We start from the raw sequence: 10,667 nt of genomic DNA, 5'->3' as shown, positions 1-10,667 counted from the left end.
AGCCTTATTTGAGGCTTGATACCCCGCCATGCCCTTTCGCTGAATAGTTACTTGTTTTTTATTTGTTTTTCATTATATTTGCAAATGGTTATTAACAATTAATACTCAAGCGTATGAAAAAGTTAATTCTTCTATTTTTGTTATGCTCTCTATCGTTTTCGGTATCGAGTTTTGCTCCGGTAAGTCAAATAGGTATGGTGCAAGCGATGTATAACATCACCACATGCCCTAATTGTGGCTATGTAGAGACCTACTTTAATACGGATAGTAAGGTCTTTACTTGCCCAAAATGTGGTTGCAAGTGGAAGCATCTTGATGGTAAGAATGTGGTTATTGTTGCACCACCTTCGAAGCCTGACCCTGCTTAGTAAAACAGAATAGTATTTCCGTGGTCGTACCACAATCAACATGTCCTATAATATGCTGATTGTGGTATGAATTGTTAACTTGCATATTAGAATTAAGAATTTCATGAAGGAGACGTTCCTTTTTTTATTATGCTTGTGCGTGGGCGTGTTGCCGTCTTTCGCTCAAGATGACAACCTTGCCGTGACAGGACGTGTTGTGGATGAGGCTGGTGCCAAGTTGGTGGGTGCCCATGTGCGGTTTTCCTCGATGGACGAAACGCCGAAGATGACCGATGTGGTGGTCGACACAGCAGGATATTTCGAGGTGAAGCTTCCGCTTAATTACTATACGATGCGCGTTACGTTTACGGGCTTTGCCCCATACGAGGCACGCGTTGAATGTTTGGGCAACATGGATTTGCCACCCATTGTGATGCGTGAGAGCAGCAGCGAACTGGCAGGTGTGGAGGTCACGGCCAAGCGCATTAGCTACAATGCAAGGGGATATGTGGCCAATATAGCCAATGATCAGCTGTTCAAAGGTGTGACACTGGTTGATGCCATGCGCATGTTGCCAGGCTTGTACCTGAAGGATGGCGAGTTTCAGGCTTACGGAGAGAACATAGGGTCGGTGTTTGTCAACAATAAGCGCTTGATGTATACGGGCAGCGCCCTCGTGGGATATCTGCGCACCTTGCAGGCCAAGAACATCGTCTCTGTGCAAGTGCTCAATAGCACAGCCGACCCGTTGCTTACCGACAAGATGGCTTTTGTGCTTAAGATTACCACAAAGAGATATGAGGATGGTGGCAACGCCACCGTGGGCGCATCCGCCAAAGCATCGAATGTTTATGATTTCCAGGCCAAGCCCACGCTCAACATTCAGCAACGCATTGGCAAGTGGTCGATGTTTCTCTTGCCAGATTACACACCGCGATCGGTGCTCAACCGTGGGATGAAGAACACCACGCACCTCTACGAGTCGGACGAGGTGCGTAAAGAAACCCAAATGACGCACCTGAAGTTTAAGCCGACCTTGTGGCTAACAGGCGGCCTTTCGTATGAGATCGATAAAAACAATAATGTGTCGCTTAATGTAAGCGGTATGCACCAGAAACGGTCGCAGACTGCCGAAACACACAACGACGTCTTTGGGAACAGCTTGCAGACGGGAACGACGACCGGTTATGTGGGTGAGCGGCGCAAGATCAACCAGTTTGAAGGTATGGTAAACTATTATGGCGAGCTGCCCATTGCAACATTGTATGGCTCGTTGAATTACGCGTTTAAGGAAGACGATGGGCACACGAATCGTGACCAGACCCTTGCCAATGGACAGCAGAACCTGTTTAGGCAAGACAAGATGGCCTACTACCACCTGTTCTCCGGAAGTTTGTCGGCCACATGGAAATTGGCCAAAGCACATCAACTCATAACGTCGGCAAGTGTAACCAGTTGGGACAACAAGAGCCACTATTGCCTGCCGTTGGTCGATGGGGCGAACGCCTATCGTTGCCTTTACAAGGAATCTTCGTTCGATGGCTCGTTGGGCTACGAGTATAGCAAAGGGGTGTGGGATGTGAATGTGGGAACACGCTACCTCAACTCGCACATGAAGCCCGTGGTGGAACAAGGCGGCGTGTCGTCGTCTTATACGCGCGATGTGAGCAAGTTGCTGCCCTTCGCCACCATTACCTACATCTACGACCCCGAGTCGTACAAGACCCTAACCCTACAGTATGAGCGCAGCTACGACTTCTCGAACCTTATCGCCATGGATCCCTCAAACGCCTGGCGGTCCGAGTATTCGTACGACAAAGGCAACCCCAACCTTGCGCCGGGGTTTACGGATGAGATAGCCTTGCAAACACGTGTTGGCGGTTTCTCGTTAAGAAGCAAGTATGTAAATACGTTGGCCACCTCGCGTATCTACCAGTTGGACGACAATAAGAATGAGGTGATTTCGTACGACAACGGACTGCACCATCAGTACATCTTCCTCTATGTGGGATTCCCCATGCTGCAGCTCTCCGACAAGTGGCGCGTCAATTACCATTGCACGTATAAATGGTCGAAGGAAAGCTATGGCGGTGAGCGACGGGTGGCCAGCCAAGTGACAGGAGGATTCTTGTCGATGGCCACGTTGCCAGGCGACATCAGTTTGAGCTGCTCGGCCGAGCTGAACAGCTCGCAGCGGTCGTTGTATTCAGACCTTTATTACTTAGGAAACATAGACGGCAGTCTGGGTAAGTGGTTCCTGAAGAACAGATTGTATGTGGGTTTGAATTGCAGTTACACCTTCCTGACGCGCAGTAGGACGATGACACAACAGTTCCGTTATGACAGTAGGTTCGACCGTTCCATGTTCATGGCTACGCTATCGGCAAGCTATCAGCTTAAATGGGGTAACAAGCGGGCGCGCGTCAATGCCAATCGAGTGGTGTCGATCGAGTCGATGCGTATGAACTGACGTTACTGGCGGGGCTTGTCGGTGTAGTTGATGGAGGCGTCGACGTCGCCATGCAGCGCATCGTCGAGGTCGTCCCAGCTCTGAAAGCCGGCAAAAAGGGCCAAGCGGTCCTTGGCCTCCTTCGACAACTTGCGCTTGCCTGTTACCAGCTCCCACAATTTCTTCAGCGAGTGGCTGCTCAGGTTGACGTGGTGCTTGGAACAGATCTCGGAGACATTCTCGAAATCCTCAACCAACTCGTGGCGGGGATGCGCCATCTTCTTGCCAGCGATGGCGAAGAGGCTCTTTAAATCGCGTTTCATATTTTCATAACAGACTAATACCGCGTGCAAAGATACGAAAAGGGAGAAAAGTGGGAAAGCAAATGAGCAAAAAACTCGTTGTGGCTTTCTCACTTCTTCACTTTTTTGTAACTTTGCGGTAAGATTATACCCATCTTATCATAAAATGAAAGAATACGCACTTAAGTATGGTTGCAATCCCAACCAGAAACCCGCCCGTATCTACATGGAGAACGGCGAGCTCCCAGTAGAAGTGATTAACGGCCGTGCAGGCTACATCAACTTCCTCGACGCGCTCAACTCATGGCAGTTGGTCAAGGAGTTGCGCGAGGCCACAGGCCTGCCCGCAGCAGCCTCGTTCAAGCACGTCAGCCCAGCGGGCGCTGCCGTGGGACTGCCCCTGAGCGACACGCTCAAGAAGATCTACTTCGTGGATGATGTCGACTTTGAGCTCACACCACTGGCCACGGCCTATGCGCGCGCCCGCGGCGCCGACCGCATGTGCTCGTATGGCGACTTCTGCGCCCTGAGCGACACCTGCGACGCCGCAACGGCGCTGCTCATCAAGCGTGAGGTGTCGGACGGTGTCATCGCTCCCGACTACACACCCGAGGCGCTCGAGATCCTGAAGGCTAAGCGCAAGGGCACTTATTGCGTCATCAAGGTGGACCCCAGCTATGTGCCTGAGCCCATTGAGCGTAAGCAGGTGTTTGGCGTTACCTTTGAGCAGGGGCGCAACAATGTGGACCTTAGCGACCCCGCCCTCTTTGAGGATGTGCCCACAGTCAACAAGACGTTCACCCCCGAGGCGCTGCGCGACCTGAAGATTGCCCTTATCACGCTGAAGTACACACAGTCGAACTCGGTGTGCTACGTGAAGGACGGACAGGCCATCGGCATTGGTGCCGGACAGCAGAGCCGTGTGCACTGCACCCGTTTGGCTGGATCGAAGGCCGACGAGTGGTGGATGCGCCAGAACCCGAAGGTGCTCAACCTGCCGTTCAAGGATCACATCCGTCGTGCCGACCGCGACAACTGCATCAACGTGTATCTCTCGGAGGAGTGCGACGACGTGTTGCGTGATGGCGCATGGCAGCAGTTCTTCACAGAGCAGCCAGAGCCCTTCACCCGTGCCGAGCAGAAGGCTTGGATCGCCCAGAACACCGACGTGTGTGTGGGATCGGACGCCTTCTTCCCCTTCGGCGACAACATTGAGCGCGCTCACAAGAGCGGTGTGAAATACATTGCACAGGCAGGTGGATCCATCCGCGACGACAATGTTATTGAGACATGCGACAAGTATGGCATGGCCATGGCCATGACGCACGTGAGACTGTTCCACCATTAATCTCACAGCACCCATTCATTACCCTAACTCCCCAAGTCTCTCCACGCAAGGAGAGACCTGGGGTTAACACCCTTTCTAATATGGATAATTTCGAAGAGATACTCATTCAAGGCATCAACTTCAGCGGCGGTTCGCGGGGCGCGAAAAAGGATGATGACGACAAGGTGAAGACCAAGGCCAAGAAAAAGAAATACATCACTGGTGCCCACGGCTCAGGGTCGGCCAAGCAAAAGGCCAAGTATCGCGAACAACGCGCCAACCGAAAGTCGCAGCAACGAAAGAAATAGGGCTGCGCAGACCCATTATGAGTGCCCTTTTCGACCGAAAGGCCGATTGGGGAATTGATAATTATCGCTAAACAGAGCGATAAAGTAGAATAAAGATAACGGTTTCTTATATTTTTCCATTACCTTTGCAGCAAATTGGTGTATAGCGCCGTTAGGGGCGCAAAGCGCCAAGAGATGATGGTTTATGAACTTTCGAATTAAGAAACTCGACATATTCATTGTCAGACAGTTCGGCCTCCTCTTTGTAGGAACATTCTTCATCTGCCAGTTTGTGCTGATGATGCAGTTCCTTTGGAGGTATATCAACGTGCTGATCGGCAAAGGACTATCCTTAGAGGTCATGGCCCAATTCCTGTGGTACATGGCCCTGATGCTTGTGCCACAAGCTTTGCCGTTGGCCATTCTCCTCAGTAGCCTCATTACCTTCGGAAACCTGGGTGAGAGCAGTGAGCTGACGGCCATCAAGTCGGCGGGCATATCGCTCATGCAGACCTTCCGGTCGCTCATCGTGGTGTCGATGCTCATCTGTGTGGGATCGTTCTATTTCCAAAACAACGTCGGACCAAACGCCAACCTGAAGATTACCCAACTGCTCATCTCCATGAAGCAGAAAAGTCCGGAGCTGGAGATTCCTGAAGGCATCTTCTACGACGGAATACCCAATAGCAACATCTATGTGCAGAAGAAGGACCTGAAGACGGGCAAGCTCTATGGCATCATGATCTATCGCATGACCAACAGCTTTGAGGACGCCGCCATCATCCTCGCCGACTCGGGCATGTTGCAGTCGACGGCCGAGAAGAAACACCTGTTGCTGACGCTGTGGAGCGGAGAGTGGTTTGAGAACATGCAATCGCAGGAGCTGTCGGGCAGCGCTTCGGTGCCCTACCGCCGCGAGAGCTTCATCGCCAAGCGGATCGTGCTCGACTTTGACGGCGATTTCAACATGACAGATGCGGCGTCGCTCTCCAACGATGCGCGCGGTAAGAGCCTCGAACAGATTTACCATGCCATGGACTCGCTCAACCATACGTATGACAGTGTGGGACGCGCGTTCTACCAGGATGCGAAACGCCTTTACTACCAATCGCCTGTGATCGCGTCGAACGACTCGGCGAAGGCCGTGAAACGGGCACTGGCGAAAAACTTCGACTTCGACAAACTGGTGGAGAAGGAGAGCCGCGACAAGAAACGGCAAATGCTCGGCGACGCCATGTCGCGTGTGCAGAATGAGCTGAACGACCTGGAGTTCAAGAGCATGATGACGAAAGACAACGATCGCCTGATACGCGAGCATGAGATAGAGGCCATCAATAAGTTCACATTGGCATTGCAATGCCTGCTGTTCTTCTTCATCGGTGCGCCGCTTGGAGCCATCATCCGCAAGGGAGGACTGGGCGTGCCCGTCATTGTGTCGGTCTTTGTGTTCATCGTTTACTACATCCTCGACAACGTGGGCTATCGCATGGCGCGCCAAGGCACGTGGGATGTGTGGTTCGGAAAGACGCTGGCGTTGGGCGTGCTTCTGCCTGCCGCGGTGTTTATCACCTATAAGGCATGCAAGGATTCGATGGTGTTTAACGCCGATCTGTGGCGCAGCGTGTTCATGAAGGCGTTGGGACTGCGAGAAAAACGGCATATCGCAGGCAAGGAAATTGTCATCCAGGAACCTGATTATCAGGCTGACGCAGCCCAACTGCGCCGCATCAGCGCCGCTGTGGCCGATTACGCACGCAAGCATAACCTGAAGTCGCCGCCCAATGTGGTGAAGGTGTTCTTTAAGTACGAGCCCGACCATGAGATAGAACGCATCAGTGAGCAACTGGAGAGTGTCATTGAGGACTTAGGCAATACGCGCGACCGACAGGTGATGCATGAGATCAACCACTACCCGGTGCTGGCGGTGAAAGCGCACACGAGACCTTTCGAGAAACCGTGGCTCAACGTGGCGTCGGCCATCTGCTTGCCACTCGGCGCGTTCTTCTATTGTCGTATGTGGCGTTTCCGCTTGCGACTGTACCATGACCTGCAGGTGGTGAGAAACACCAACAGCAGCATCGCCAACTATGTGGAGAAACACTTGGCGGGTGGTGAGCGAGAAACCCAATGACATGAATCATAACGGCGGTGGGCCTCCCCATGGAGCCTCCGCCGGATGGATGAGAAACACTATAGACCATCGGAACGAGAACTGAAAAACATATTATTCATATAATTAAGGTGAGGTGAGCCAAGGGCGAAATGCCGTAGCTGAGGCATGCTCAGGGCGCAGAACCGCCTGCCGACAACGGTAAAGAACTGCGAGCGCAGGCTAACCAACACCTGTTTCACATGATATTATAATAAGGTATAAAATATGGCAGACTTTAAACTCAGTAGCATTGAAGATGCTCTCAAAGATTTCAAAGAGGGTAAGTTCGTTATCGTCGTCGACGATGAGGATCGCGAGAATGAAGGCGACCTGATCATTGCCGCCGAGAAAATCACCCCGGAGGATGTCAATTTCATGCTGAAGAATGCGCGTGGCGTGCTTTGTGCACCCATCACGCTGTCGAGGGCTGAGGAACTTGACTTACCTCATCAGGTATTGGACAACACGTCGATGTTGGGCACACCGTTCACCGTGACGGTCGATAAGCTCGAGGGATGCACCACGGGCGTGTCGACACACGACCGCGCCGCTACCATACGCGCACTTGCCGACCCGATGTCGACACCGCAGACCTTCGGACGCCCGGGTCACATCAACCCACTTTATGCGCAAGACAATGGTGTGCTCCGACGCTCAGGACATACCGAGGCGGCCGTAGACCTCTGCAAACTGGCAGGACTCTATCCCGCTGGCGCGCTCATGGAGATCATGAACGATGACGGATCGATGGCGCGTATGCCCCAGTTGCAGGAAAAAGCTGCGGAGTGGGGAATGAAAATCATCACCATCAAAGACCTCATTGCTTATCGCCTGAAGAAGGAAAGCAGCATTGAGGTGGGCGATGAGGCCGACCTGCCCACCATTTACGGACATTTCCATCTCATCCCGTTCCGACAGAGCAACGGACTGGAGCACATGGCGCTCATCAAGGGCACATGGGAGGAGGATGAGCCTATCCTCGTGCGTGTGCACTCGTCTTGTGCCACTGGCGATATCCTTGGAAGTAAGCGCTGCGACTGTGGCGAGCAGTTGCACAAGGCCATGCAGATGATCGAGAAAGAGGGAAAGGGCGTCATCATCTATATGCAGCAGGAAGGACGAGGCATCGGACTGATGAACAAGATCGCCGCCTACAAACTCCAGGAGGAAGGACTCGACACCGTTGATGCCAACGTGCATCTCGGATTCAAGCCCGATGAGCGCGATTATGGCTGTGGCGCGCAGATGTTGCGACACCTCGGGGTGCATAAGATGAGACTCATGACCAACAACCCCACCAAGCGAGTGGGATTGGAAGCCTATGGCTTGGAAATCGTGGAGAACGTGCCCATTGAGGTGGCAGCAAACAAATACGATGTGGAGTATCTCCGGACCAAGCGCGACCGCATGGGGCACCTCTTACATCTTAAATAAGAGGCAATAAGTTACAAAGTGGATAAAAAGTGGCATCGCGTCATAAAATAAAGGCGGAAAGTTTCCGTTTCTATGAATAATATGCTACTTTTGCACAAAAGGTGTATTGATAAATATTAATTGGTTATTATGGCACAATTATCAGATCGACTCAACCGCCTGGCTCCATCGGCCACGCTGGCTATGTCGCAGAAGAGTAATGAGATGAAGGCACAAGGTGTCGACGTGATTAACATGAGCGTCGGTGAACCCGATTTCAACACGCCTGATCATATCAAGGAGGCTGGAAAGAAAGCTATCGACGACAACTTCTCCAAGTATTCGCCCGTACCGGGATATATGGATTTGCGCGAGGCAATCGTTGAAAAACTGAAGAAAGAGAACGGTCTCGACTATACAACGAATGAGGTAATCGCAGGAACAGGTGGCAAGCAGGGTGTGTGCAACACCATCCTGGCCTTGGTAAACCCTGGAGATGAGGTTATCATACCCGCACCTTATTGGGTTAGCTATCCGCAGATGGCTAAGTTGGCAGGTGCCACACCGGTGGTCGTTCGCGCCGGATTTGAGCAAGATTTCAAGATGACGGCAGAACAGTTGGAGGCTGCCATCACGCCCAAGACCAAGATGCTCATCCTCTGCTCGCCCAGCAACCCCACGGGTAGCGTCTACTCGCAGGAGGAGTTGAACGCCTTGGCTGAGGTCGTCCTCAAGCACGAGGACATCTTCGTGCTGTCGGATGAGATATACGAGCATATCAATTATGTGGGCAAGGCCGCAAGCATTGCCAGCTATCCCGGCATGAAGGAGCGCACCATCATCTGTAATGGCGTGAGCAAGGCGTATGCCATGACGGGTTGGCGACTGGGTTGGGTGGCCGCTCCGGCATGGATTGTAAAGGGCATCAACAAGTTGCAGGGACAATACACCAGCGGCACTTGTGACGTGAGCCAGAAGGCTGCCGTGGCCGCCTATGTGGCAAGTCAGGACTGCGTGGAGCAGATGCGCGTAGCCTTTGAGCGCCGCCGCGACCTCATTGTGAAGCTCGCTAAGGACATTCCCGGACTTGAGGTCAATGTTCCCCAGGGTGCGTTCTATCTCTTCCCCAAGTGCAGCAGCTTCTTCGGCAAGAGCGATGGCGAGACTGTGATCAACAATTCCACCGACTTCGCCATGTATATCCTTGAAAAAGCGCACGTTGCGACGGTAGGAGGCGATGCTTTCGGCGAGCCCGATTGCTTCCGCATGAGCTACGCCACAAGCGACGATAACATCCGCGAGGCGATGCGACGCATCAAAGAGGTTCTTGCCGTGTTGAAATAAAATTGTGTTAAAAGTTAATAAATTCGCACAAAGTCACTTGTAATTTGCTATCTTTGCGAAAGAATTCCTTCGGCAGATGGTGCTTAGAGCGCATTGTCGAGGGGCTTTGGGGTGAATACAATAAGAACCTAAATTACTTCGGACATAACTTAAATTTATCAATAATCAAAATTAATTCATTAAATTATGGCAACTACACAAAAAGCCGCAGCCCCCAAGGCTGCTAAGAAGTCTGAGGGCTTCACTGGTATCAGAGGCGCATTCTGGATCATCGTTGTATGCTTCGTTGCTGCTATCTGCATCTTCAATTTCGTCCTTGGTGACGGCGCTAACTTCCAGGGTGGCGACAACGCCAACGCTCCTGTGAACATGCTCGGTACAATCTTCAAGGGTGGATACGTTGTGCCTATCATCCACACGCTGTTGCTCACCGTGCTCTGCCTCGCTGTAGAGCGCTACCTGGCTCTGAAGACCGCTTTCGGTAAGCAGCCCCTCACCAAGTTCGTGCAGAACATCAAGGCTGCCTTGAAGGCCAATGATTTCGCTAAGGCAGAGGACCTCTGCAACAAGATGAAGGGTTCTGTAGCCAACGTAGTGCTGGCTTCTCTCCGCGCTTACAAGGACATGGAGAGCGGTGCTAACGTTTCTCTGAAGAAGAGCCAGAAGGTCGCTAAGATCCAGCAGGCTCACGAGGAGGCCACTCAGCTCGAGATGCCTACTCTGCAGATGAACCTCCCGATCATCGCCACTATCGTTACTCTTGGTACTCTTACTGGTCTGCTCGGTACTGTGACGGGTATGATCCGTTCGTTCCAGGCTCTGGCTGCTGGTGGTGGTGGTGACTCACTCGCCCTGTCTACTGGTATTTCTGAGGCTCTGATCAACACTGCTTTCGGTATCGCTACTTCTTGGTGCGCTGTTATCGCCTATAACTTCTTCACCAACAAGATCGATAAGTTGACATATGCACTTGACGAGGTAGGTTATTCAATCGCACAGACATACGAAGCCAGCCACGCAGATGAGGCTTAATTTTTGCTAACCCT

Annotated in this window: 8 protein-coding genes; 7 read left to right on the top strand and 1 reads right to left on the bottom strand. The window is 52.2% G+C overall.

Translation table 11 applies throughout. The features are described 5' to 3' along the window. Positions 1-549 precede the first annotated feature (549 nt). Positions 550-2,817, top strand: coding sequence for an outer membrane beta-barrel protein (locus tag WKK33_RS02130; protein ID WP_337932264.1), 2,268 nt, complete (start codon positions 550-552; stop codon positions 2,815-2,817). A 2-nt stretch (positions 2,818-2,819) separates the two neighbouring features. On the opposite strand, the gene WKK33_RS02125 is transcribed toward WKK33_RS02130, so the two are convergent. Next, entirely contained in the window at positions 2,820-3,119 is a 300-nt protein-coding gene (locus WKK33_RS02125) for a hypothetical protein (RefSeq protein ID WP_337468598.1), read from the bottom strand. A gap of 145 nt (positions 3,120-3,264) precedes the next feature. Here WKK33_RS02125 and WKK33_RS02120 point away from each other — a divergent pair, with 145 nt between their 5' ends. From WKK33_RS02120 to WKK33_RS02095, 6 genes are all read left to right on the top strand, one after another. Next, entirely contained in the window at positions 3,265-4,446 is a 1,182-nt protein-coding gene (locus WKK33_RS02120; RefSeq protein WP_337468597.1) for a phosphoribosylaminoimidazolecarboxamide formyltransferase, read from the top strand. Positions 4,447-4,526: 80 nt separating this feature from the next. Further along, positions 4,527-4,733 (top strand): hypothetical protein, encoded by a 207-nt coding sequence (locus WKK33_RS02115; RefSeq protein WP_215759380.1) that lies wholly within the window; start codon positions 4,527-4,529, stop codon positions 4,731-4,733. Positions 4,734-4,917: 184 nt separating this feature from the next. Beyond that, on the top strand, positions 4,918-6,843 hold the full coding sequence (locus tag WKK33_RS02110; RefSeq protein WP_337932262.1) for an LptF/LptG family permease: 1,926 nt from the start codon (positions 4,918-4,920) through the stop codon (positions 6,841-6,843). Positions 6,844-7,089: 246 nt separating this feature from the next. Then, on the top strand, positions 7,090-8,298 hold the full coding sequence (locus tag WKK33_RS02105) for a bifunctional 3,4-dihydroxy-2-butanone-4-phosphate synthase/GTP cyclohydrolase II (protein WP_215759378.1): 1,209 nt from the start codon (positions 7,090-7,092) through the stop codon (positions 8,296-8,298). 129 nt (positions 8,299-8,427) lie between these two features. Next, positions 8,428-9,621, top strand: coding sequence for a pyridoxal phosphate-dependent aminotransferase (locus WKK33_RS02100; RefSeq protein ID WP_337932261.1), 1,194 nt, complete (start codon positions 8,428-8,430; stop codon positions 9,619-9,621). Positions 9,622-9,807: 186 nt separating this feature from the next. Then, the gene (locus WKK33_RS02095; protein WP_215759376.1) at positions 9,808-10,653 is read left to right on the top strand and encodes a MotA/TolQ/ExbB proton channel family protein; all 846 of its coding nucleotides are present in this window, start codon (positions 9,808-9,810) and stop codon (positions 10,651-10,653) included. Positions 10,654-10,667 lie beyond the last annotated feature (14 nt).

The sequence above is a fragment of the Hallella sp. genome (genome assembly GCF_037460745.1).
GTDB lineage: Bacteria > Bacteroidota > Bacteroidia > Bacteroidales > Bacteroidaceae > Prevotella > Prevotella faecis.
This window is presented reverse-complemented; position numbering and strand designations above follow the sequence as displayed.